Genomic DNA, 21,277 nt, shown 5'->3' on the forward strand with positions numbered 1-21,277 from the left:
CAGCGAAACGGTAAAGTTTCCTGCTAGTTCGACCGCAGGCTATGTCTCGATGGCGTCGGTGTCAAGAAAACGGGGCGCTGCCCTGCGACGGCTGTCACCTCACGGTCGTGCCTGCTTCGGCAGGGTGAGGATTTCGGCTCCGTCGTCGGTGATGGCGATCGTGTGTTCGCTGTGCGCGGTGCGGCTGCCGGTCGCGCTGCGCAGGGTCCAGCCGTCGGCGTCGGTGACGAGATCGGCGGTGTCGGCCATGACCCACGGCTCCAGTGCCAGCAGCAGCCCGGGGCGCAGCCGGTATCCGCGACCGGGCCGCCCGGTGTTCGGGACGTGCGGGTCCTGGTGCATCGTCGATCCGACGCCATGGCCGCCGAACTGTGTGTTGACCGGATATCCCGCCTCGCTGAGGACGGTGCCGATGGCATGGGAGATGTCGCCGATGCGGGCTCCCGGCCCGGCCGCGGCTATGCCTGCGCGCAAGGCCCGCTCGGTGGCGCTGATCAACGCGACGCTCTCCGGGGGCTTGGCTTCGCCCACGAGGAAGCTGATCGCGGAGTCGGCGACGACGCCGCGATTCGATACGGCGAGGTCGAGGGTCAGCAGGTCGCCGTCGGCGAGGGTGTAGTCGTGCGGCAGGCCGTGCAGCACGGCGTCGTTGACCGACGTGCAGATGTAGTGGCCGAACGGCCCGCGTCCGAAGGACGGCGCGTAGTCGACGTAGCAGGACTGCGCGCCGGCTTCGGTGATCATGGCTTGGGCCCACCGGTCGATGTCCAGCAGGTTCGTGCCGACTGCGCTGCGGCTCCTCAGGGACTGCAATATGTCGGCGACCAGGGCGCCTGCGTCCCTCGCTCGTGGCAGTTCGGTGGGGTCCAGAATCTCGATCATGTGGCGCCTTACTCGTACAGCCCAATAAGTATCCCGGCCATATTATCCCGGTACTAGTATCGGTGCCATGGTCAGGTTGCCACTCACGGCCGCAGAGGTCGAACGCGGACAGCGCCTCGGCGCCCTGCTGCGTCGGGCCAGGGGACAGCGCTCGATGCTGGGCACTGCCCTGGCTGCGGGAGTCTCACCGGAGACCCTCCGGAAGATCGAGTCTGGTCGCGTGGCCACGCCCGCCTTCTCGACCATCGCCGCGATCGCCGACGTCCTCGGCCTTTCCCTCGACGCGGTGTGGTCGGAGATCAGCCAGTCGCAGGACAGGGCCGAACTCGCCGGACCAGGTCGCTACGCAGCTGAACGGTTGGCTGCGTAAGGTTCCGACCTCGCGCGGACATTCGTGCGCGCTCGGCCGGCGCAACCGCGACCGGCGACCCAGGGTTGCCGGCGCGGCCCCACCAGTATCGGCCGGGCGTCACCGGCCGAGGCGAACAGGCTGTTGCCCAGATTGACTAAGAGATCAGTTCAGAAAGAATCTCGCAGGTGGCGTAGGCAGATGATCGAGCAGGCGAGGCTGACGATGGCCTGGTGGATGTCGGCGCGGCGTTCGTAGCGGATCGTGACTCGGCCGCGGCTGACGTCGTTGGGGGTGCCGGCTGGGTTCGGCAGAGAAGCTTGGTTGCTCACGGCTACGGATGCCTTGCACGTCTGCCTGCCGAAGGCTTAACTCGGTTGCGGCTGCCATTGTCCGACGTCAAGGATGACGATCCATGATCGATCGAACGCCTCGTCTGCAGTTCCCGCCCGAGCTGCCGGCGGAGCAGCGCAGCCTGCTCACCGATGTGGCGTGCCGGAATCAGGCCGATCACGGCAAGGGTCTGTTGGGCATGGTTCTTTCCGGTTCGGCGGGCAGAGGCCTCGCCACCGACCTATCCGACCTCGATGTCTACGTCGTACTGGTCGACAAAGGCCGACGCCGCACAGCGCACTCCGCTGCGCTCGATGAAATCCCGGTCACCCTCGCTGAGCTCGAGCAGGTGCCGGCATTCGGATCAGCAGGCTGGTGGTTCCGGTGGTCGTACGCATGGGCGCCTGTACTGCTGGACCGCACCGCAGGACGCGTGCAGTCCGCGATGAGCCGCCAGGCGACCGTTACCACCGGCGAAGCCGAGTCGATCCTCGTCGAGCACGACCGACTCGACGGCTGGATCAACTACGCCTATCGCGCCCTCAAGAACAACCGTGACGGCCGCGGGCTCGAATGCCGCCTTGACGCCGCCGAGTCGATGCCTTGGCTGCTGGACGTCATCTTCACGCTCGCAGGCCGCGTCCGCCCGTATCACAAGTACCTGCCCTGGGAGCTGCATCACCACCCCGTGCCCGGTTGGGACGCGGCGGAACTGCTGGCCCTGCTGACAGCGACGCTCGATGGCGACCCTGCCGCCGTGCGCGCGACATTTCAACGGATCGATACGCTGTGTGCAGGGTTCGACAGCCAACGCACCGAGCCGGTCCTCAGGCCGATCATCGACGCCTGGGGCGATGAGCTGCTACTGCTGAGGCAGTGAAAGCGTCGCGTATCCGCTGAGCTGCCTGCGCTCAAAGCCCACACTGCTCGCGGGCGACTCACTCTCGGGCCGCGCTGATCGGCTCAATAACGGCAATACGCGGATGGCCGTGTTTGGCGTTTGCGCAGCTTGGAGAGTGAGTGCTCGGCGGTCGGGGGACCGCCGAGCTAAGAGATCAATTCAGAAAGAACCTCGCAAGTGAGGTAGGCAGATGATCGAGCCGGCAAGAATGACGAGGGCGTGCTGCTGGACCGACGGCTGTACCTGCCGCGCAGTTGGTCGGACGACGAACGCCGCTGGAGGTAGCCGGGGTCCCCGATGAGGTGCTGTTCGCGACCAAGCCCGAGCTGGCTTTCGCGATGGTCGACGCCGCGATCACCGCCCGGGCCCCAGCCAGGTGGTTCACCGCGGACGAGGCGTACGGCTTGGCCCCGCCCTACGCTCGGGCCTGCGCGAACGGCGCATGGCCTACGTCCTGGCCGTGGCATGCGACAGCCGCGTCAACACGACGTCGGTGCAGCGTGAACGCGTCGACCGGGTCGCCGCCCGAACAGGCATGGCAGACCCGCTCGGCCGGGACCGGGCGAAAGGTCCCAGGTTCTACGACTGGGCGTGGGTGCACATCCACGACCAGACCGAAGGACGCCACAGCCTGCTCATCCGCCGCGGCAACGGCGGCCAGCTGGCGTTCTGCCTGTGCTGGACTCCCGGGCCGGTGTCGCTGGCGCGGCTGGTCACCGTCGCGGGCAGCAGGTGGTCGATCGAGGAGGCATTCCAGACGGCCAAAGGCCACGTCGGGCTCGACCAGTACCATATCCGACGCCTGATAAACGCCGCCCTGCCGGCCGCCGCGACCCTGACCGTCGCAGTCGCCTGGTCACGGTGGCGACGACGACACCAAGCCGGGGCCAAGCAAAGCCTCTACAAGCGGCGCTTCGAGCCCGCTGCCTGTGCATAAGCGCCACATGCCGCTGCCGTACCAAGCGGTCGGCTGGGACCACCGCCGCAGCTGTCAGCGGGCAGCGTTTCCGGTCGTCTCGGCGGCGAGGTAGCCCAGCACGTCGTTGATGTCGCCCGTGCGGCGGTGGACTCGCCGTTGACGCTCGGCACCGGTGCCCTCGACACGCAGCCGTTCCAATCCGGCGATCACCGTCTGCAACTCGCCATCCCTGGTCAGTGCCGGTCCGACGAAATCGAGCAGGTCATCGACGAGGTCCCACGCAGGCTGGAGGTCTCCGGTCAGCGGGTTGACGAGATGGCCTTCGAGCCCGTCGCGCGCGGCCCGCCAGTGCGCGGCGCTCATCAGGCTTCCCCGCAGACGCGGTGCCGGCAGCTCGGCGCGAATGTCGTCGATGACGGTGGCGACCAGCGCCCGGACGAGACCGGCCAGGACGACAGCGTCGTCGACCGTCGGTGCCACGTCCGCGACCCTTACTTCGACCGTGGGGTAACGGGCCGAGGGCCGGGCGTACCACAGCACCATTCCCACGTCCAGCATCACACCTGCGGTAATCAGCTGCTCGACCGTGTGGTCGTATTCCGCCGCGCTCGCGAAGTGCGGTGTGGGGCCGAGACTCGGCCAGCGTTCCATCTGAATCGACCGCCAGCTTGCGTAGCCGGTGTCGGCTCCCTCGTGGAAAGGCGAGTTCGCGGCGATCGCCTGGATGACGGGCAGCCAGGGCCGCAGGTGGTTGCAGACCTGGACGGCGAGCTCGCGATCGGGCACGCCGACGTGGACGTGGCAGCCGCACAGCGCCGGATCGAGCGCCACGGGCCCGAACTGCCGGATGATCCGCTCGTATCGCTCGGCGGCCGGCCTGTCGATGACCGCTTCCGCTACCGGCGTCGCTCCCACCGCCACAAGTCGCGCTCCGATCGCAGCGCCGGCGGCGGCAGCGACGGCGCGGGAGGCGGCCAGGTGCTCGCGAAGCTGTGTGAGGTTCGAGCAGACCGGGGTCACCATCTCGATCATGCTTTGGCGAAACTCGTGACGGCTCTGCTCCAACGCCTGCCCTGTCAGCCGGGCCAGCACCGTGTCGGCCACCGGCAGATTGCGACCACTGAAGGTGTCGAGCAGCAAGAACTCCTCTTCGACACCCAGGGTCAGTGGGCTGCGTTCCGCGGTGGCCAACTGACGACGGTCAAGCCCTTTGAAACCTGCGCCCATGCTCAGCCGTCCTTGGTGATCGGGAAGGTGCGTGTGAAGTGTCTGCATGCCCGACGCGAGGCCTCGCAACCGCGTCCTCGTCGGCTCGGATCCAGCGGATTCGGATTCGCTGTGGATGCCGTCGGGTGATCGTCGGCCGGCCGCCGGCGTCCGGGCCTGTGCATCAGTCAGTCGGCTGTCCGCTGTTCTGCGTCGTCGGCCGGATCGGGGTGGGGGAGCTGCCGGCCGGCGGGGGCGCGGAAGTCGATCAACTTGTGCGTGCCGTCGCAGAACGGCTTGATCCGCGATCGCCCGCAGCGGCAAAGGGCGACCGTCGGCCGCCCGGCCTCGATGTGCTCGCCGTCCGGGGTCACGATCTCGAAATCGCCGCGCAGCAGCAGCGGACCGTCCTCGTAGGGTGTCACGGTCGCCGAAGGGCGCACGTGCGTCGGCTCGTGTGTCATGCCGCCACTCCCGCCAGCAGATCGGCTTGTGGTTGCGGGTCGGCCGACCCGAGCGCCGGCCGCAACGAGCTGCGGCCGGCGGCCCAGCTGTCGAGCAGGTGCGTGCTGGCCATGCCACCGAGCGCCTCGGAGGCGGCAGCGCCGAACAGCACGTCGGCGGCCAGCTCTGGGTGTTCGGCGACCAGCGATCCGCACATGTCGTATGCGGCGATCTGCTCGTGCACCGCGTCGGCCTCGACGTGCTCGTCGTAGAACTGTGTCGCCCGATTGTCGCCGCCGAGACGGCGCAGACCGTTGCCGTAGCGGCTGTTGGGCAGGCTTGAGGACATCTCGAAGGCGGCGAGCTGACCGGTGAGCGCGGCCCGTAACCGCCGATGCAGGGCGAACATCGACAGCATGTTGGTGCCCGCGAGCGTCACGGCCGGCAGCCGGTCGAGGTAGGCGCCGTATGCGGTGTCGAGCCCCAGACAGCTCATCGTGGTGCGAAACAGTTCGGCGTGCATCCGTGCGAGCTGCCCGGAACCGTATTCGTCGATCTGGATCTCGATCAGCGCCGCCTTGGCGCGCCCGGTCAGGCGCGGGATGGCGAAGGTGTGCGGGTCTGCCTCCTTCAGCTGGTAGAGCGAGCGGTGGATGACGAATTCCCGAAACTGGTCGATGGTGGCGTGTGACTGGATGTAGCGCGCTAATGACGGTCCGCCTTGCTCGGCGGTCAGCGCGGTCAGCGCTGCGGGGATCTCCGCGGAACCGACCGACGGTTGCGGACCGGTCAGCTCCCGCAACGCAAGTTCGAACATGCGTTCGATGTCGGCTCGCAATGCCAGCAGGCCGGGATGCCACTCCCAGCGATCCTCGACGTCGTCGAATCCGCTGTAGTGCAGTTCGTAGCACACGGCAAGGGTCAGCTGGAGGTCCTCGTCGGCGAGTGGGTCCACGTCAGTGACCTTCGGCAGGCAGGCGAATCCGGCCGCAGGTCCGGACCCGAGTCTTTCGATCACGGCTGCCGAAAGTTCACCCCTGGCTTCGGGAAGTCTCATGGTTCACTCCTGCCTCACTGTGCTGCTGTTTTCGGCTGTGTCGCCCGCACAGGTCCTCGCATGTTGTTCCTCATTCGCGACCTGCTCAAACAAGGTGATGTTCTTGTCAAAGATCAACTACTGCGGCGGCCAGGGTCGTGCATTCGGAGGGGCGGTCGGCAGGCGGCAAGCGAACCGGGGGCGATTCTCCGCGGGTGGGTCGACCGACGGCGGGCACGTGTCGAAGCAAGCTGGCGGCGCTCGTAATGGGCGTAAAATCAACCCGAACGGGGCTGAAGAACGCCTGTTTGATGCCCCTGATCGGAGGGTGGCTACCATGACTGTTCGAACTCCTCCCATCGAAGATCATCCAGACCTTGCCGAGCTTCGGCTGCGGTACGAGGAAGCCGCCGAAACGCCGACAGCGCAAGTCGTCGAGGGCCTGACCTTCCTCGCGGGTCTCTACCTGGCGATCTCACCCTGGGTGGTGGGCTTCACCGGTCAGTCCAGCCTGACGGTGAGCAACGTATTCTGTGGTGTCGCACTGGCGGTGCTGGCCCTGTGCTACGCGACCATGTACGGGCGTTCGCACCGGATCGCCTGGGTCGCCCCAATCATCAGCGCATGGGTGATCGTCGCTCCCTGGCTTGTCAGCGGACCCGTACCGAACGTGGGCGCCATCGTCAGCAACGTCATCGTCGGCCTGGTCGGCCTGGTGTGCACCATCGCGATGATGTCCGTAGGCAGGCGAAAGGCCAGCGGTCTGACGAGCATCCGGACGCCGGCGGAACCTCTCCGTGAAGGGCGGCGACCGTAGAACGCGCCTCAGCGCGGGAACGCAGCCGTCGCTGCCGGCCGGTCCCATCGACACACATCACCACTCGGTGTAGCGACGATGTAGATGCGGCCCGGTAGGGGACGGGGAGCTCGCCAACGCGGGGCCACACCGAGGTTTAGCCGAGTCGGTCGGTGCCGCGCTCCCGGGGGTGTCATCGTCGGCAGATACAGGGGTCGAAGGACGGGTCGCCCGTCTTCCGACCCCTTCTTGCGTGGGTCGGGTCGCGGTCGTGCCCACTTTGCTTCCACCCGGTGGGAGGCGGCACCAGCGGGGCCTTGCAGGAACAATGGACCCATGGACCCAGCCGAGGACGGCACGACGACGGCGGACGGCCGGTACCTGATCGTGTCCGGTCGGCGATGGCGGACCACCGACCCGGCCATCCCCGAGACACTGCGCCAGGAATTGGTGGACGAGCTGATGACAGCTCGCCGGCTCGTCCGCAGCGACCCGCAATCGGCTCGTCCGCGGGTGCAGGACGCCAAAGTGGCATTGGGTGAACGAGGCGACCCGTGGTGGGAGCCTACGCCCGATGGCCGGCGTGAGCGGCTGGCTGCGACCATACGTGCCCTGTTGAGGCATCGTCGCCCGGATGCCACCGTCTGTCCCAGCGAGGCGGCCCGAGCGGCCGGCGGCGAGGCGTGGCGTGGCCTGATGGACATGGCACGTGAGGTGGCCGGTGAACTGTCGCGGCAGGGGGTCGTCGCCATTCGCCAGCACGGCGCCGACGTCGATGTGGCTGCCGCGTCGGGGCCCATTCGCCTTGCTCGCGGCCCTCGGTGGTGACACGGTCGAGGCCGGATGTCGACGGCGCCGCGGCCGCGTCCTCAAACAGACGTGACGCCGAGTTCGTCAGCCGAACGGCGAGCGTCGCGATCGAGTCGCCCGCCGCGCTGCTGCGGGGGTAGTTATGGTGGCGAAGAAAGGCCGTCAGCCGAGATCGGGCCGATTTCTGTCAGCTACGGCTCATCGCACAGCGGTCGTGACGTCGAGGCCCTTTGCTTTCACCACCTGTGCGCTGCCGTCGGCCAGCCGGTAACACAGCCCCACAACTGCGGTCCGGCCCGCTTCTACCCGCTCTGCCAGTACGCGAGAGCGGTCCAGAAGCAGATCGACCGTGTGCCTGACGTGTTCGGTCAGGATCTCGTCCGGTTCGACCAGCCCGGCCGCCCGTGCTGCGAGCACGCTGGGCGTCACCCGCTCGACGACATCGCGAACGTATCCGGCCGGAGGCATCCCACTCTCCAGCGCAGCGCACGCTGCGGCCACCGCGCCGCACGAGTCATGGCCGAGAACCAGCACCAGCGGGCAGTCGAGCACGTCTGCCCCATACTCGATGCTGCCCAGCACCTCAGAGCCCATCACGTGTCCTGCTGTGCGCACCACGAACATGTCGCCCAGGCCACGATCGAAGATGATCTCCGCTGCGAGCCGGGAGTCGGAGCAGCCGAACACCACGGCGAACGGGCGCTGGCCGGGTGCGATCTCAGCACGGCGGGCGGCGTCCTGATTGGGATGCTCCGGCGTGCCGGCAATGAAGCGTTGGTTGCCTGCCAGCAGCAGCTGGAAGGCTTGCTCGGGAGTCGGGGGCTGAAGAACCATGATCGCAGCCTAGTACGGCCGCCTCAGGATGCTCCGGCGATCCGAGCTTTACTCGGGTCAACGTTACTGCGGTACCAGGCGGATGCGGGTGCAGTCACGTGGGGCGATCCGCCAACCACGGGGGCGGCGCCCTGCTGGTCCGCACCCGGCTCCGAGTATCCGCTGGGGCGGAGACTCGGGCCGGTGCGGCGGGCCGGTGCGACGCCTCCCATGAGCTGCGCACGCCGCTGGCGCTGCAGCACACCTTGGCGGAGGTTGCCCTGGCCGATCCGCGGGCCGATGCCGAGGCGATGCGGGGAGTGCTGCAGCGGATGCTCGCCGAACACCATGCCCGTGAGCTGCGCTGGCTGCATTCGCTCAGCGCGGACCTGGGGCGGTGATCACCTGCTCGAACAGCGGCGGGCGATCAACACAAGTTGATGTGAGATGCGAAGCCCTCTGAGCGCCTTTCATCGCGGTTTTAATGTGGGTACGCAGGGTACGTCGAGGCAAGGACGGGCGAAGCAGCCGGTCCGGCTACCCCAGTCCCCGGTGGCACGCAGTGCTTGCGAGAGGAAGCCATGCCCGCCACCGGACGCCCCATCGTGCGCCGCTTGTCGCAGTGCCGACACGGAGCCCTCGTGACGGCCGGCCCGGGCCGGTTCAGGCAGGTGGAAACGCTCGTCGCAGGCGAACCCCGCGTCGGCGACCGCAGCGCTGACGCGGCCGACGGGCTGCGACACCGGTGCGGTGCCGCCTCTCGTGTGCCGTCCGCATGCGGGGTTGGTCTGACCGACGTCGCGGCAGACGGCGTACGGACGGTGTTCGCGTTCCCATCGTGGATCGGCGCCGCCCGCCCGGGCCTGCTCGCCGTGTTCCGCCCCGCCGTCGGCAAGCTCACCCCCGACGAGGTCACCCGCGCACTCACCACCGCCCAGGTGACCGTCACGACAGTGCCCGACCGGCAACACGGCCGCCGACCGCGCCACCACCTGGCTGGACAACCCGCTGGTCTCACGCTCAACGCCTATAGAGGGACGAAGGCTGCCATGACCACTACCACCGTCTCCCCCCAGCGGCTCGCACGGGTGTTCGTCGAGGTCGCCGACACCCTTGTCGCCGACTTCGATCTCATCGAATTCCTGCAACTGCTCGCCAGCCGCACCGCCGACCTCCTCGACGCCTCGCCAGTCGGCTTGCTCCTGGCCGACCCGACCGGGCGGCTGGAATTCATGGCCGCCTCCGACGAGACCGTCAAACACCTCGAACTGTTCCAGGTCCAAAACCAGGAAGGCCCGTGCCTGGACGCGTTCCGCACCGGCGCCGCCGTCGTCAATGCCGACCTGCAGGACGCCGCCGATCGCTGGCCGCTGTTCGCTCCCCGCGCCGTCGCCGCCGGCCTGCTGTCGGTGCACGCCTTCCCGCTGCGGTTGCGCAGCGACTGCATCGGCGTGATGAACGTTTTCAGCAGCCACGTGGGTGGACACCTCCCCGACACCGACGTCCATATCGTCCAAGCCCTCGCCGACGTCGCCTCCATCGCTCTGCTCCAGGAACGCGCCATCAAACGCGGCGAACGGCTCACCGAACAACTCCGAGGCACCCTCAACAGCCGGATTGCCATCGAACAGGCCAAAGGCGCTCTCGCCCACATCCACGGCATCACCGTCGACGAAGCGTTCATCCGCATCCGCGCACATGCCCGCCGCACCAACCAGCGACTCGGCGATGTCGCCCAAGCCGTCCTCGCCGACCCCCGTGCAGTGGTCGAGTTGTTCATATGAGCCGGCCATCTGCAGGCCGGGAACCAGCCGAGCCGGCGGTGGGCGGCGGACAGGCCGCGCGACTGGGCAACGCGCGCCGACCGGCGGCACCTGCCAGCAGTTCGTCTTGGTTCAGGGCGAACCGTTCCGTGGCCAGGACGGTATGACCAGCATCGCCTCTTCCGACGGCCGGGGGCCTGCCCAGGCCGGTCACGGATCCGCCCGGTCAGAGCCCTACGCATCCGCGCAGCCGCACCGCACGCGTGGACCGCTCGCCGCCGGGGATGCGACCGGGACGACCGCCATCATCGCCGTCACGGTGAGACGGCCCGCCCTCGCCGACTTCGGCCATCCACGGCTACGCGGACAACTACACGCCTATGCCTCGATCGTCGCGGTGGTCTGCGGCATCGTCCTGGTCAGCGTGGCCGCCACCCGGCCCGGGGTCGCCCCTGTGACCAGCGCGGCCGTGTACAGCGTGACGGTGTGCGCGCTGTTCGCGGTCAGCGCCCTGTTCCACCGGACTGTGTGGAGCGTCCGCGGCTACCGGATCATGCGCCAGCTCGACCACGCGATGATCTTCGTGTTCATCGCCGGCACCTACACACCCATCTGCGCGCTGCTTCTCCACCCGGCAAAAGCCGCCATCATCCTGACCATCGTGTGGGCCGGCGCCGCCGTCGGAGTCGCGACCTCGGTCATCTGGCCACGCGCACCACGCTGGGTCAGCGCGTCGCTCTATCTCGGCCTCGGCTGGATCGCCGTGATCGTCCTGCCGGACATCCTGCGCACCGGAGGGCTGATCGACCTGATCATGCTCGCTGCCGGTGGCCTCATCTACAGCGCGGGCGCGGTCCTGTACGCGCTACGCAAACCCAACCCATGGCCCCGGACCTTCGGCCACCACGAGTTCTTCCACGCCTGCACCCTGGTGGCAGCCGCCTGCCACCACATCATGATCTACCTCGCCCTGTTCGCCTGAGCACACCGTCAGCGGGCGCAGTCCCCACGGCGCCGGCCAGCGTTCGCTGGGGCCAGCGGCGGCTCGCGTTCGCGGCCGTCGCGCACGGAACCGGCTCACCACCTCCCAGATTTCAAGAGGTGTGTGAAGCCGTTTCCTGTCCTGGAGAAGATGATCACGCTGGCTCAAGTTTTCCAGGCGTTGGGGTGCGAATTGCGTGGATATGCACGTCCAGCGCATCCAGCCAGTGAGCCGTTGTGGTGCCTGTGCATCGGCGCGGCGAACCAGCCGAATCGGCAATAGCGTCGTAGGGCTGCAGAGTGTCACTGCTTTGTGACAAGCCCAACTCACCCGAGCCCATCGTCCACTGTTTTCCCTGTTCACGGCCTTGCTGTCAGATCCACGCCGGTTTCTTGGCCGGCTCGGGGGGTACCCGTCGCGCTGTAGCCGCAACGTCAGCGGCAGCCTTGAAGGAGACGACCCATGGGTATCGGCGCAAGCATCTTCATGATCGTGCTCGGTGCGATCCTCACGTTCGCACTCGACTTCGACGTCGCGGGTATCGACATCGACGTGATCGGCTGGATCTTCATGATCGGCGGTGTGATCGGCCTGCTGTTCACCGCGCTCATCTGGGGTCCGCGCAACCGGGCCAGGATCGTCAGCGAGCCGGCCGAGTACCGCCGGGTCGACGAGCGCACCGAGATCTGACAGGCCGCACGGTTCCCCGCCGGGCCGCTCATCCCGGCGGGGAACCCTCTGCGGCACAGGAGGTGTGATCGTGCGACGTTTCGAGGTGGTCGCCAACCACGACGTGTGGGACGTGCTCGACGGCGACAGGGTGGTCGGCATACATCAGCGCAAGCCTGACGCCGTATGGCAGGCAGCCGCCGCAGCTCTGGCAAACGCCCCCAGCCGCCTGGCCGTGATCGCCGCCGACGGGCGCGTGGAGAACACGACCGACTTCAACCTCAACGGCACCGCTGTGCCTTCGGCCGACAGCGACGGCGTCACATCTGGGGGCACCGCCGCCTGATCGGTCACCGGACAACCCCGCGTCCACACCCCTTTCGGAGAGTCGCTGCCATGGAAGTCAGCAAGCCTGTCGGACGAGCAAGAGTTCTGAGGCACATCGGCCGCGCCCGCCCCGCCGCACCCGACACGTTCGCCCCAACCGGCGCGGCCGTGCTCGACGACGCCACCCGGCGTATGCCCGGTCCGGCATCCGCAGTACCGGTGTTCGTAGACGACACCGGCCGCCGGCGAGGCCGTATCCGCATCCTGATCTTCGCTGCGGCAGCGCTGCTGGCTATGGCGGCTGCCGCGGTGTGGCTGAGCGTTTCGCTCGCGCCCGTGCGTCCAGACCCGGCCCCGAGCGACATCTGCCCGAGCGCGGCGGCAAAGGGATGTGTGCGATGACCGTCGACACCGCCGCCGGCGGTCAGCATGTGCATGACCAACTCGCGGTGACCAGCCGCCTGAGTGGCCGCCGACCGGTGGGAAGATGGCTACGCAGGCTGACCGCGCTGACCCTGGCCGCGGTGTTCGTTACGCTGCTGCTGGTCCAGGCCTACACCAATGCCTCGTTCGCGCCCGACAGCACAGCGCCATCAGGCCGTGCCGACACAGCCGTGCCGGTCCAGGTACGCGACGGCGGTCCGGCCATCACCATCGGCGCGCAACGGCCACGTACAGCCCAACCCGCCCGTGACCGCATCGCGTTGACATTCGACGACGGCCCCGACCCCACCTGGACGCCCAGGATCCTGGACCTGCTGGCCCGCCACCGCGTGCAGGCCACGTTCTTCGTCGTCGGATCGCAGGCCGCTCGTCATCCCGACCTGGTCCGGCGGATCGTGGCCGAGGGCCACGAGATCGGCGTGCACACATTCACCCACCCCGACCTGACCGCGATCGGGTCATGGCGTCGCGACCTGGAGTACTCGCTGACCCAGCTCGCGATCGCCCACGCGACCGGGGTGAAGACGACATTGTTCCGGCCGCCGTACTCGTCCTCACCGGACGCGGTGCACGACGCCGACTGGCGGGTCCTGCAGGACGCCGGCCGGCAGGGCTACCTGACGGTGCTGGAGAACGCCGACAGCCGCGACTGGGCCAGGCCCGGCGAGGCGGTGATCGCCGCCAACTCCACCCCGCGTAGCGGCGGCGCGATCGTGCTGCTGCACGACGCCGGCGGCGACCGCGCCCAGACACTTTCGGCGCTGCAGCGCTACATCCCCGCAATGCGTGAGCGCGGCTACCGGTTCACCACCGTGTCCCAGTCGCTGGCCACCCCTCCCGCCGCTGCGGCCCATCAGCGGGCCGGGGTCGCCGACCGGTGGCGTGGCCACGTCCTGGTCTGGACCATCGCCGCATCCGACGCGATGATGAGCGGCCTGTGGTGGATCCTCATCGTCATCGGGGTGCTGACCCTGGCCCGTACGCTGTTGATGTTCGCCGTTGCCGCCCGGGCCGGCCGCAGGCCGTCGTGGAAGCCAGGCCCGCCGGTCACCGACCCGGTGTCGATCATCGTGCCGGCCTACAACGAGTGCGACACCATCGCCGCGACCATAGCCACCCTGGCCAAGTCCGCCTATCCGCAGCTGGAGATCATCGTCGTTGACGACGGGTCCACCGATGCCACGGCAGCGGTGGTGCAGGCCATGGAGATGGACAACGTCCGGCTCGTGCGGGTGCCCAACGCGGGCAAGGCCCTGGCACTCAACACGGGTCTGGCGATGGCGCGCTACGACCTGATCGTCATGGTCGACGCCGACACCATCGTCGAACCCGACGCGATAGCACGGGTGGTCGAGCCGTTCGCCGATCCCGCTGTGGGCGCTGTCGCGGGCAACGTCAAGGTAGGCAATCGCCGCCGGCTGCTCCCGCGTTGGCAGCACATCGAGTACGTCATCGGGTTCAACCTCGACCGGCGGCTCTACGACGCCCTGGGCTGCATCCCCACCATCCCCGGAGCGCTGGGCGCGTTCCGGCGTTCCGCGCTGGCCGACGCCGGTGGGCTGTCGGTCGACACGCTGGCTGAGGACACCGATCTGACCATGGCGATCCTGCGCCAGGGCTGGCGGGTGGTGTACCAGCGCCACGCCCGCTGCCATACCGAAGCACCCACCACACTGCGGCAGCTGTTGATGCAGCGCTACCGGTGGAGCTACGGCACCATGCAGTCGATGTGGAAGCACCGCCGCAGCCTTGCCGAGCGCGGCGCGTCCGGCCGGTTCGGCCGCCGCGGCCTGCCCCTGATCGCCGCGTTCAGCGTCGTCCTGCCGCTGTTCGGGCCGATCCTGGACCTGCTGACCGTCTACGGCTGGTTCTTCCTCGACCGCACCAGCACCGTCATCGGCTGGCTCGCGATCCTCGCCGTCCAGATCGCTACCGCGATCCTGGCGTTCCGCCTCGACAAGGAGCCGCTGCGGCCCCTGTGGGCATTACCTCTGCAGCAACTGGTCTACCGGCAGCTGATGTACGCGGTCCTGCTGCGCTCGGCCACCACCGCAATCGCCGGACGGCGCCTGCGCTGGCAGAAGCTGCACCGCACCGCAGAAGTCGCCGCCCGCGCTTGATCCCGGCCCAACCAGGAGGAGAACGTCATGAGCAGCCCGGCTGCGACACCGTGGCAGGCGGGCACTCTGCTCGACGAGCGCTATCGCCTGACAGAACCAGCCGGGCGCGGCGGCAGCGCCACCGTCTGGCACGCACGCGACGAACGGGGGTTGCTCAGCCACAGCCAGATCAGGAACACCACCACGCCGCCGAGGACACCGTAGGTGGCCGTGTAGGAACCGAAGTTGGCAGCGTAGAAACCAAACGCCACGGACACGATGATCCACAAGACGACGGCGAGCAGGCCGCCGGGACTGACCCAGCGGAAGCCGCCCTGTCGGGCGTTGGGAGACGCCCAGTACAGGACTGCGAACAGCAGAGCGATCAGTACGACCAGCACCGGCCACTTGGCGATACTCCACACGCCGACCGCTTGATCGGGGACGCCGAGGGCGTTGCCTAGGGCTTCGGCGAGTCTGCCGCTGAGCACTACGATCAGCGTGCTGGCCACCAAAAGCATTCCGGTGAGCATCCGGCGGCGGGGCGCCACTCGTGTCCGGGGTCTTGTTGTCGGCCATGGCTGCTGCGTACCGCTGTCAAATCCAGCGCAAACCCGCTCACGCGCGAGGTCGCGGCGTGTGCCGCAGGCGGGGTAGACCGGTGAGGCGGTTCGCGGACAGCTCAGTCGCACCACGGCCCAGCGGTGGTGCGACTGTTCATCGTCGCGCCGGGACGCACGTGGCACCGCGCGGGCTACCCACCGCCGGCTGCGGCACCATGGTTCACCTCCACGGCGCTGTTACTCACGCACGCTTTTCCGGGATGTCGACTTCTCCACGCCACTCGCCGGTTTCGGTGCCGCGCTCTTCGATGAACTCCTTGAACCGCTGCGCATCGGCCTTGACCTGGCGACTGTCTGCGCCGATCGCGCTGCCGACGTTCTCCACGAACCCTTCCGGTTCCCAGTCCAGCTGCACCGTTACCCGTGTGTCGGATTCGCCGAGGCGGTGGAAAGTGACCACACCGGCGTGTTCGGTCTCACCGCTCGTGCTCTTCCAGGCGATCCGCTCATCCGGGTGCTGCTCGGTGATCTCCGTGTCGAACTCCCGCTTGGCCCCGGCCACGTCGACGACCCAATGACTGTGAATGTCATCGATCTGGCGGACCGATTCCACGCCCTTCATGAAGTGCGGGAAAGACTCGAACTGGGTCCACTGGTTGTATGCCGTGCGAACCGGTACGTGGACATCTACTGACTCAGTCACCGTGCTCATCGAACTCCTCCTCGAAAACTTCGATCAAGATCGCGACATGGGCCGTCTTGGCTTACCCGATTCGTCCAGGTTCAAACCAGCGGGCCTGGGCTGACCAGCGGTAGGCGAGCTCGGACAACGGGAACCGGTCGCGCATCCAGGTGCTCAGCTCAGCGAACCGTTGCTCGACACGACCCTCGCCGGGCTCATAGACCTCGGTCGGCGGAGTCGAAGAAGCCCGACGAGATAGACCGGCCCGAGGACTATCCAGAAAACGCCGGACCGGACGCACCGTCACCCTCGCGACGCAACGGCCTGGTGCAGCTGCTATACCGCAACAGCCTGGCCGTCGTGCTGCTCGGATTCTTCCTGCTGTCGTTCGTCAGCCATGTGCTCGGCGGGACGGCGGACTACAACGAGCAGCAAGCCCTGAGCGGACAGCCGTCGCTCAGCGCCGGTAAGGGGCGAGAGGTCGTGGGTTTGGCCCTTCGCGTCGTTGAACGGTCAACCGGAAACCTCGTTGCCACAACGCGCCCTGGCAGCAAGCGTCAACTGCTCCTGTCGTATGAGGCACCACACCCCGCCTTAGCCGGCCCAAGCGTCGTGCAGATCGCGGGCGTTTGCGCTCGACCGTTTAGGGAATTTTGACACCAGTCAGCGCCGCGCCGGGCCACGATGGTCTGGGCAGTCCGCGCAGCGCGGCACGACATGTCGGTGTTCGAAGAGGAGACGGAACTGTGTCCGAGCCACAGCAGCAGCCGCCAGGGACCCTGGCGGCCATGCGCCGCAAACCCGACCACGGCGAGGACTCATACCGCGGTTCAGGCCGGCTGGCTGGCAAGAAGGCCGTGATCACCGGCGGTGACAGCGGCATCGGCCGCGCGGTGGCCATCGCGTTCGCCCGCGAGGGCGCCGACGTGCTCATCTCCTACCTCAGTGAGCACGAAGACGCCGAAGACACCGCCAAGCTGGTCGAGGAAGCCGGCCGCAAGGCCGTGCTGGTCGCCGGTGATCTTGCCGTCCGGGCGCATTGCCAGGCGGTCGTCGACAAGGCCGTCGAGGAGTTCGAAACCATCGACATCCTGGTCAACAACGCCGCATATCAGATGACCCACGAAACAGTCGAAGAGATCAGCGATGACGAGTGGCTGCACACCTTCGATGTGAACATCACCGCGATGTTCCGTCTTGTCCAGGCCGCCCTTCCGCACCTGGGCGACAAGGCGTCGATCATCAACACCAGTTCCATCAACGCAGACAAGCCCCGCCCGACGCTGCTGCCTTACGCCACGACCAAGGGCGCGATCGCGAACTTCACGGCCGGACTGGCCCAACTACTCGGCGAACGGGGCATCCGCGTCAACGCCGTCGCTCCCGGCCCGATCTGGACCCCGCTGATTCCCTCCACGATGCCACCTGAGCAGGTCGAAAAGTTCGGCAAGGACACCCCGTTGGGACGAGCCGGCGAGCCCAGAGAAGTCGCGCCCGCGTATGTGCTGCTCGCCTCCGACGAGGCCAGCTACATCTCCGGCGCGCTCATCCCGGTAACCGGTGGCAAACCCATCCTGTGACGCGCCGCGACCGGCCAAGGACAGCGTCAAGAAGCGTCCGCTGATTGCCGTCGCAGCGAACGCGGGCTCGTGCTCTTCGTTGACCGACCTGCACGAGGGCCGGCAGTCAGGGCTGCTGCACGCCGGATACGCCGAGTGCCATCAGAGCGACGTCGTCGTCGACACTGTCGCCGAGGTCAGCCAGAACGCTGATGAGGGCAGCGATGACGCCGGGCGCGTTCGCGGTGGCGGCGGTGCTGACGGCTTCCCGTAGCGCGTCCTGGCCGAACATGGTTTCGGGTCCGCCGCTTCGGGCTTCGATTATCCCGTCGGAGTACAGCAGCAGGGTATCGCCCGGATGCAGAGTCAGCGAGGTGGCGGTGAAGGCGGCTGCTGGAAGGATCCCGACGATGGGCCCGGTGGTGGTGTCCTGGTAGCTGGTGCCGCCGTCGGAGCGTGTCAGCAGCGCGGCAGGGTGGCCACCGCCGGCGATGTGGGCCGTGCGGGTGCCGTCGGCCGCGGGGCTGGAAAGAACCCCGAACACGACGGTGCAGTAGCGGTGGCCGCTCGTGCGGTACTCCTGGTAGAGCACCGTGTTGAGGTTGCTGATCACAGCAACTGGGTCTGCGTCGTATACGGAGGCGGCCCGCAGCGTGTACCGGGCCAGGGCGGTGACGGCGGCGGCCTCGACGCCCTTGCCGCAGACGTCGCCGAGGAAGAATCCCCACCGGTCGCCGTCGAGCGGGTAAAGGTCGTAGAAGTCGCCGCCGACCTGGTCCGGCGAGGCCATATGGTAATGCGCCGCGGTGGTCATCGCTGGCGGCGTGGGCAGGGAGTGCGGGAGCAGGCTGGCCTGCAGGGCGGAGACCAGGTTCTGTAGACGTTCGCGGTCCTGCTCGGCGGCCTGGCGGGCGCGCAGCAGCTCCAGCTCGTAAGCGCGCCGGTCACGGGCGTCGAAGACCACGGTGCGGATCAGCTGCGGCTCGCCGTCGCCGCCGGTTTTGACGGTGGAGGAGACCAGCACCGGTAGCCGGCTTCCGTCTTTGGCCCGTAGCTCCAGGGCGATCCCGGCGATCTCGCCTTGGAGTGCCAGCAATGGTGCGTAGTGCGTTTCGTGGTAGAGCTTGCCGCCGACGGTGAGCAGGTCGGCGAAGCGGCGAATCCCGACGACTTCGTCGCGGGTGTAGCCGAGCCACTGCAGCAGGGTCGCATTGATTTTCGCGACGGTGCCGTCGAGCAGGGTGGACAGGTTCCCGCACGGCGCGTTGTCGTAGAGGTCGTCGATGTTGTCCTCCAGTATCGCCGCAAACGGGGTGTCGGCCGTCTGCTGTCGGACTGGTTTGCTGTTCATTCGGACTGGTTTGCTGTTCATGTGGACCGGGCGAGAAATCGGCCGATTGCCGAAGCGGTGGCTTCAGGCGCGCTGAGTTGTGGGCAGTGCCCGGTCGCGGGCAGGGTGACCAGCTGGCTGTCCCGGATGCGCTCGTGGACGTAGGCGCCCACTTCCGGTGGTGCGATGGCGTCGTGGGTGCACTGCAAAATGAGTGTCGGCACCGAGACTTCTGCCAGATCCGCGCGGTTGTCGGACAGAAATGTGGCTCGGGCGAATATCGCGGCCATGGCGGGGTCGGTGCGGCAGAAGCTGTTGGTCAGCTCGTCGCCCAACTCGGGCCGGTCGGCATTACCCATGATCACTGGTGCCATGGTGGCTGACCAGCCAAGGTAGTTGCTGTCCAGCGAGGCCAGGAGTTCGTCGATATCATCGCGGGTGAACCCGCCGTGGTACATGCCGTTGTCGAGGTAACACGGCGAAGGTGTCACCAGCACCAGCGCGGAGAACAGGCTCGGGTTCCTGTTGGCGGCCAGAACTCCGATCATCGCGCTGACCGAGTGGCCGACGAACGTCACCGCCTGCAGGTTCAAGCCATCGAGGAGTTGCAGTACGTCGTCGGCATAGCCGTCCAGGGAGGCGTACCGCGATTCGTCCCACGCGGCAGGGTCGGATCGGCCGGAGCCGACGTGGTCGAACAGCACTATGCGGTTAGTGCGCGACAGCTCCGGCACGATGTGCCGCCACATGTTCTGGTCGCAGCCGAACCCGTGTGACAACACGACCATGGGCGCGTCCTGCGGCCCGCTGAAGGTGACGTGGTTTCGCGTACGGACATTCACTTGGCGATTGTCTCACCCGTCCTGCCTGATCGAAAACTTATGCGCACCCCGCCTGAGCTGCACTGACTGACATATACACGAATATGATCTTCGTTGTCCGGCCCCATGCGAGCGTGACGCATGGTATGTGGGCGACTCGCATCTCGGATACAGCGCGGCCACTGCGGGCGAAGCCGGTGACGGGACGCGGCCCCACCGGCGAAGATCACGCGCTGATCAATTCCTGCCGGCGGGCCTACCGCACGTTGAGCAAGTGCGTCGAATGACTGCACTGGTCAACGTGGACGATGACCGGCTGCTTCGCAAGGTGAACGCGGGGCGATGTCGTGCGTGCGGCGGGTTCGGTTGCCAGATGCGTTTGCCGCGGCGATGCAGGGGCAGATGGACGGCATAAGAACTTCACGGGTAAGGAGAAGGTCATGACTGTCGCCGGAATCATCTCGGCCCTCATCGTCGGTCTGGTCATCGGCGCGCTCGGCCGGCTCGTGCTGCCCGGCCGCCAGAGCCTGCCGATCTGGCTGACCATCGTCGTGGGCATCGTCGCCGCGCTGATCGGCACCGCGATCGCGCAGGCTGTGGGCGTGGCCGTCACCGACGGCATCGACTGGATCGAACTCGTCTTCCAGGTCGGCCTCGCCGCGCTCGGCGTCGCGCTGCTGTCCGGTTTCCGCGGACGCAGCACCGTCTGAGCGACGCCATGAATGGTGCGGGGCCCGAACTCGAGTTCGGGCCCCGCACCATTCGTTTCTGCGTGATCGACCCGGATCGGTTCGCCGGTGTGATGCACCCGCAGGATCGCCGAATATGAGTCATAGTCGACGAACTGCCACAGGTTGAGCAGGTAAGACGCAGGCTATCGACAAGCCGCAGTTACGCAGTGAGTGGCGCGCCGAGTTTGCAGGTCATCCGTTCGGGTAGGTGACTGATAGGACCTTCCGGTCGTTTTCGGAAAGCGCCGTGTCATGGTCTATCGCCGACGGCGCTGTGCCTGAGCCGGGTGGGTAAGAACTTCGTGCTACGGCGATGATGTCTCGGAGGGCGGAGGAGCCATGCATCTGACCGCAACTCCCATGGGCTCGCCGCCTCCGGTAGCGGCCATGGATTTTCACTCTGTCGAAGACCTGGCCGCGGTCAGAGAGTTCGTGTGCTCCCAAGCTCAGCAGGTAGGCCTGTCCGATGACCGGATCCCGGCGCTTCGGCTGGCCGTCTGCGAGGTCGCGACCAACACCCTGCAGCACACCTCGTCGGGGGGTATCGCACGCGTGTGGTCCGAGGACTGCAAAGTGATCACCGAGGTGACCGACTTCGGCAGCCTGCCCAGCCGGAAAACACGCCGGACGGATCAAACCGAGGTACCCGGTGGCTGGGGCCTGCGCATAGCCACCGAGATCTGCGATGCCTTCCACTGCTTCAGCCAACCGGGACAAACCGTCTGGCGTCTTGTGCTCAACAGATGACGCCGAGCGGGCAGATCGCCGATGCGGCCACTCCGGCGGTGCCAGAGGGCCATGACCAACCTCGTCGGCAT

The 21,277-nt window shown here is 67.4% G+C and carries 25 protein-coding genes; 16 read left to right on the forward strand and 9 right to left on the reverse strand.

The features are described 5' to 3' along the window. Window positions 1–99: 99 nt before the first annotated feature. Window positions 100–882, reverse strand: coding sequence for a type I methionyl aminopeptidase (gene map / locus F6W97_RS15360; RefSeq protein ID WP_155371008.1), 783 nt, complete (start codon window positions 880–882; stop codon window positions 100–102). A 67-nt stretch (window positions 883–949) separates the two neighbouring features. Here map and F6W97_RS15365 point away from each other — a divergent pair, with 67 nt between their 5' ends. From F6W97_RS15365 to F6W97_RS15375, 3 genes are all read left to right on the forward strand, one after another. Continuing rightward, window positions 950–1,252: a helix-turn-helix domain-containing protein gene (locus F6W97_RS15365; RefSeq protein WP_155371009.1), complete on the forward strand. Its 303-nt coding sequence runs from the start codon at window positions 950–952 to the stop codon at window positions 1,250–1,252. Between the two features lie 394 nt (window positions 1,253–1,646). Next, window positions 1,647–2,444, forward strand: a complete 798-nt coding sequence (locus F6W97_RS15370; RefSeq protein ID WP_155371010.1) for a nucleotidyltransferase domain-containing protein — start codon at window positions 1,647–1,649, stop codon at window positions 2,442–2,444. A 463-nt stretch (window positions 2,445–2,907) separates the two neighbouring features. After that, the gene (locus F6W97_RS15375; RefSeq protein ID WP_230686696.1) at window positions 2,908–3,402 is read left to right on the forward strand and encodes a hypothetical protein; all 495 of its coding nucleotides are present in this window, start codon (window positions 2,908–2,910) and stop codon (window positions 3,400–3,402) included. 54 nt (window positions 3,403–3,456) lie between these two features. Here F6W97_RS15375 and F6W97_RS15380 read toward each other — a convergent pair whose 3' ends face one another. The 3 genes from F6W97_RS15380 to F6W97_RS15390 form a co-directional block, all read right to left on the reverse strand. Continuing rightward, window positions 3,457–4,611 carry a carboxylate-amine ligase gene (locus F6W97_RS15380; protein WP_155371012.1) on the reverse strand — a complete coding sequence of 385 codons (1,155 nt, stop codon included), beginning with the start codon at window positions 4,609–4,611 and terminating at the stop codon, window positions 3,457–3,459. A 167-nt stretch (window positions 4,612–4,778) separates the two neighbouring features. Further along, window positions 4,779–5,054 (reverse strand): CDGSH iron-sulfur domain-containing protein, encoded by a 276-nt coding sequence (locus F6W97_RS15385; protein WP_155371013.1) that lies wholly within the window; start codon window positions 5,052–5,054, stop codon window positions 4,779–4,781. Beyond that, window positions 5,051–6,091 (reverse strand): iron-containing redox enzyme family protein, encoded by a 1,041-nt coding sequence (locus F6W97_RS15390; RefSeq protein WP_155371014.1) that lies wholly within the window; start codon window positions 6,089–6,091, stop codon window positions 5,051–5,053. The genes F6W97_RS15385 and F6W97_RS15390 overlap by 4 nt, the downstream gene beginning before the upstream one ends. Window positions 6,092–6,194: 103 nt before the next feature. Between F6W97_RS15390 and F6W97_RS15395 the strand changes: the two genes are divergently transcribed. Together F6W97_RS15395 and F6W97_RS15400 are read left to right on the forward strand one after the other, a co-directional pair. Further along, window positions 6,195–6,887, forward strand: coding sequence for an SPW repeat protein (locus F6W97_RS15395; RefSeq protein WP_230686697.1), 693 nt, complete (start codon window positions 6,195–6,197; stop codon window positions 6,885–6,887). Between the two features lie 315 nt (window positions 6,888–7,202). Next, complete coding sequence (locus tag F6W97_RS15400; protein WP_155371015.1) at window positions 7,203–7,694, forward strand: DUF3253 domain-containing protein; 492 nt, start codon at window positions 7,203–7,205, stop codon at window positions 7,692–7,694. Between the two features lie 180 nt (window positions 7,695–7,874). Here F6W97_RS15400 and F6W97_RS15405 read toward each other — a convergent pair whose 3' ends face one another. After that, a complete protein-coding gene (locus tag F6W97_RS15405; protein ID WP_196279163.1) occupies window positions 7,875–8,510 on the reverse strand; it encodes a carbonic anhydrase in 636 nt (211 codons plus the stop codon). A gap of 98 nt (window positions 8,511–8,608) precedes the next feature. Here F6W97_RS15405 and F6W97_RS15410 point away from each other — a divergent pair, with 98 nt between their 5' ends. The 7 genes from F6W97_RS15410 to F6W97_RS15440 all read left to right on the forward strand — a co-directional run bounded on the left by F6W97_RS15410 (window position 8,609) and on the right by F6W97_RS15440 (window position 14,794). Next, window positions 8,609–8,890, forward strand: a complete 282-nt coding sequence (locus F6W97_RS15410) for a hypothetical protein (RefSeq protein WP_155371017.1) — start codon at window positions 8,609–8,611, stop codon at window positions 8,888–8,890. 240 nt (window positions 8,891–9,130) lie between these two features. Further along, window positions 9,131–10,273, forward strand: a complete 1,143-nt coding sequence (locus F6W97_RS40720) for a GAF and ANTAR domain-containing protein (protein WP_230686698.1) — start codon at window positions 9,131–9,133, stop codon at window positions 10,271–10,273. A gap of 298 nt (window positions 10,274–10,571) precedes the next feature. Then, window positions 10,572–11,234, forward strand: a complete 663-nt coding sequence (trhA, locus tag F6W97_RS15420; RefSeq protein WP_230686699.1) for a PAQR family membrane homeostasis protein TrhA — start codon at window positions 10,572–10,574, stop codon at window positions 11,232–11,234. A 462-nt stretch (window positions 11,235–11,696) separates the two neighbouring features. Then, window positions 11,697–11,924 (forward strand): DUF6458 family protein, encoded by a 228-nt coding sequence (locus F6W97_RS15425; protein WP_155371018.1) that lies wholly within the window; start codon window positions 11,697–11,699, stop codon window positions 11,922–11,924. Window positions 11,925–11,994: 70 nt separating this feature from the next. After that, complete coding sequence (locus tag F6W97_RS15430) at window positions 11,995–12,249, forward strand: hypothetical protein (protein ID WP_155371019.1); 255 nt, start codon at window positions 11,995–11,997, stop codon at window positions 12,247–12,249. Window positions 12,250–12,299: 50 nt separating this feature from the next. After that, window positions 12,300–12,632 (forward strand): hypothetical protein, encoded by a 333-nt coding sequence (locus tag F6W97_RS15435; RefSeq protein ID WP_155371020.1) that lies wholly within the window; start codon window positions 12,300–12,302, stop codon window positions 12,630–12,632. After that, window positions 12,629–14,794 carry a bifunctional polysaccharide deacetylase/glycosyltransferase family 2 protein gene (locus F6W97_RS15440; RefSeq protein WP_155371021.1) on the forward strand — a complete coding sequence of 722 codons (2,166 nt, stop codon included), beginning with the start codon at window positions 12,629–12,631 and terminating at the stop codon, window positions 14,792–14,794. The genes F6W97_RS15435 and F6W97_RS15440 overlap by 4 nt, the downstream gene beginning before the upstream one ends. A gap of 80 nt (window positions 14,795–14,874) precedes the next feature. Here F6W97_RS15440 and F6W97_RS15445 read toward each other — a convergent pair whose 3' ends face one another. Together F6W97_RS15445 and F6W97_RS15450 are read right to left on the reverse strand one after the other, a co-directional pair. Continuing rightward, window positions 14,875–15,294, reverse strand: a complete 420-nt coding sequence (locus tag F6W97_RS15445) for a YihY/virulence factor BrkB family protein (RefSeq protein ID WP_407924578.1) — start codon at window positions 15,292–15,294, stop codon at window positions 14,875–14,877. 283 nt (window positions 15,295–15,577) lie between these two features. After that, window positions 15,578–16,048, reverse strand: coding sequence for an SRPBCC family protein (locus F6W97_RS15450; protein ID WP_155371023.1), 471 nt, complete (start codon window positions 16,046–16,048; stop codon window positions 15,578–15,580). Window positions 16,049–16,138: 90 nt separating this feature from the next. Between F6W97_RS15450 and F6W97_RS41400 the strand changes: the two genes are divergently transcribed. Continuing rightward, the gene (locus tag F6W97_RS41400; protein ID WP_330164974.1) at window positions 16,139–16,675 is read left to right on the forward strand and encodes a DUF6766 family protein; all 537 of its coding nucleotides are present in this window, start codon (window positions 16,139–16,141) and stop codon (window positions 16,673–16,675) included. A gap of 131 nt (window positions 16,676–16,806) precedes the next feature. After that, window positions 16,807–17,598, forward strand: coding sequence for a glucose 1-dehydrogenase (locus F6W97_RS15460; protein WP_196279174.1), 792 nt, complete (start codon window positions 16,807–16,809; stop codon window positions 17,596–17,598). 106 nt (window positions 17,599–17,704) lie between these two features. On the opposite strand, the gene F6W97_RS15465 is transcribed toward F6W97_RS15460, so the two are convergent. Next, window positions 17,705–18,928, reverse strand: coding sequence for a PP2C family protein-serine/threonine phosphatase (locus F6W97_RS15465; protein ID WP_155371026.1), 1,224 nt, complete (start codon window positions 18,926–18,928; stop codon window positions 17,705–17,707). 17 nt (window positions 18,929–18,945) lie between these two features. Continuing rightward, window positions 18,946–19,749, reverse strand: coding sequence for an alpha/beta fold hydrolase (locus F6W97_RS15470; protein WP_155371027.1), 804 nt, complete (start codon window positions 19,747–19,749; stop codon window positions 18,946–18,948). Window positions 19,750–20,168: 419 nt separating this feature from the next. Here F6W97_RS15470 and F6W97_RS15475 point away from each other — a divergent pair, with 419 nt between their 5' ends. Together F6W97_RS15475 and F6W97_RS15480 are read left to right on the forward strand one after the other, a co-directional pair. Next, window positions 20,169–20,438 (forward strand): GlsB/YeaQ/YmgE family stress response membrane protein, encoded by a 270-nt coding sequence (locus F6W97_RS15475; RefSeq protein ID WP_155371028.1) that lies wholly within the window; start codon window positions 20,169–20,171, stop codon window positions 20,436–20,438. 360 nt (window positions 20,439–20,798) lie between these two features. Beyond that, on the forward strand, window positions 20,799–21,206 hold the full coding sequence (locus F6W97_RS15480) for an ATP-binding protein (RefSeq protein WP_155371029.1): 408 nt from the start codon (window positions 20,799–20,801) through the stop codon (window positions 21,204–21,206). The last annotated feature ends 71 nt before the right edge of the window (window positions 21,207–21,277 follow it).

The organism is Catellatospora vulcania, from assembly GCF_009720385.1.
GTDB classification, from domain to species: domain Bacteria; phylum Actinomycetota; class Actinomycetes; order Mycobacteriales; family Micromonosporaceae; genus Catellatospora; species Catellatospora vulcania.

Bases quoted from the DNA above. Each gene is read 5' to 3' on its own strand.
- map (WP_155371008.1), bottom strand. From the start codon at position 882: ATGATCGAGATTCTGGACCCCACCGAACTGCCACGAGCGAGGGACGCA.
- F6W97_RS15365 (WP_155371009.1), top strand. From the start codon at position 950: ATGGTCAGGTTGCCACTCACGGCCGCAGAGGTCGAACGCGGACAGCGC.
- F6W97_RS15370 (WP_155371010.1), top strand. From the start codon at position 1,647: ATGATCGATCGAACGCCTCGTCTGCAGTTCCCGCCCGAGCTGCCGGCG.
- F6W97_RS15375 (WP_230686696.1), top strand. From the start codon at position 2,908: ATGGCCTACGTCCTGGCCGTGGCATGCGACAGCCGCGTCAACACGACG.
- F6W97_RS15380 (WP_155371012.1), bottom strand. From the start codon at position 4,611: ATGGGCGCAGGTTTCAAAGGGCTTGACCGTCGTCAGTTGGCCACCGCG.
- F6W97_RS15385 (WP_155371013.1), bottom strand. From the start codon at position 5,054: ATGACACACGAGCCGACGCACGTGCGCCCTTCGGCGACCGTGACACCC.
- F6W97_RS15390 (WP_155371014.1), bottom strand. From the start codon at position 6,091: ATGAGACTTCCCGAAGCCAGGGGTGAACTTTCGGCAGCCGTGATCGAA.
- F6W97_RS15400 (WP_155371015.1), top strand. From the start codon at position 7,203: ATGGACCCAGCCGAGGACGGCACGACGACGGCGGACGGCCGGTACCTG.
- F6W97_RS15405 (WP_196279163.1), bottom strand. From the start codon at position 8,510: ATGGTTCTTCAGCCCCCGACTCCCGAGCAAGCCTTCCAGCTGCTGCTG.
- F6W97_RS15425 (WP_155371018.1), top strand. From the start codon at position 11,697: ATGGGTATCGGCGCAAGCATCTTCATGATCGTGCTCGGTGCGATCCTC.
- F6W97_RS15435 (WP_155371020.1), top strand. From the start codon at position 12,300: ATGGAAGTCAGCAAGCCTGTCGGACGAGCAAGAGTTCTGAGGCACATC.
- F6W97_RS15440 (WP_155371021.1), top strand. From the start codon at position 12,629: ATGACCGTCGACACCGCCGCCGGCGGTCAGCATGTGCATGACCAACTC.
- F6W97_RS15445 (WP_407924578.1), bottom strand. From the start codon at position 15,294: ATGCTTTTGGTGGCCAGCACGCTGATCGTAGTGCTCAGCGGCAGACTC.
- F6W97_RS15450 (WP_155371023.1), bottom strand. From the start codon at position 16,048: ATGAGCACGGTGACTGAGTCAGTAGATGTCCACGTACCGGTTCGCACG.
- F6W97_RS15460 (WP_196279174.1), top strand. From the start codon at position 16,807: ATGCGCCGCAAACCCGACCACGGCGAGGACTCATACCGCGGTTCAGGC.
- F6W97_RS15465 (WP_155371026.1), bottom strand. From the start codon at position 18,928: ATGAACAGCAAACCAGTCCGACAGCAGACGGCCGACACCCCGTTTGCG.
- F6W97_RS15475 (WP_155371028.1), top strand. From the start codon at position 20,169: ATGACTGTCGCCGGAATCATCTCGGCCCTCATCGTCGGTCTGGTCATC.
- F6W97_RS15480 (WP_155371029.1), top strand. From the start codon at position 20,799: ATGCATCTGACCGCAACTCCCATGGGCTCGCCGCCTCCGGTAGCGGCC.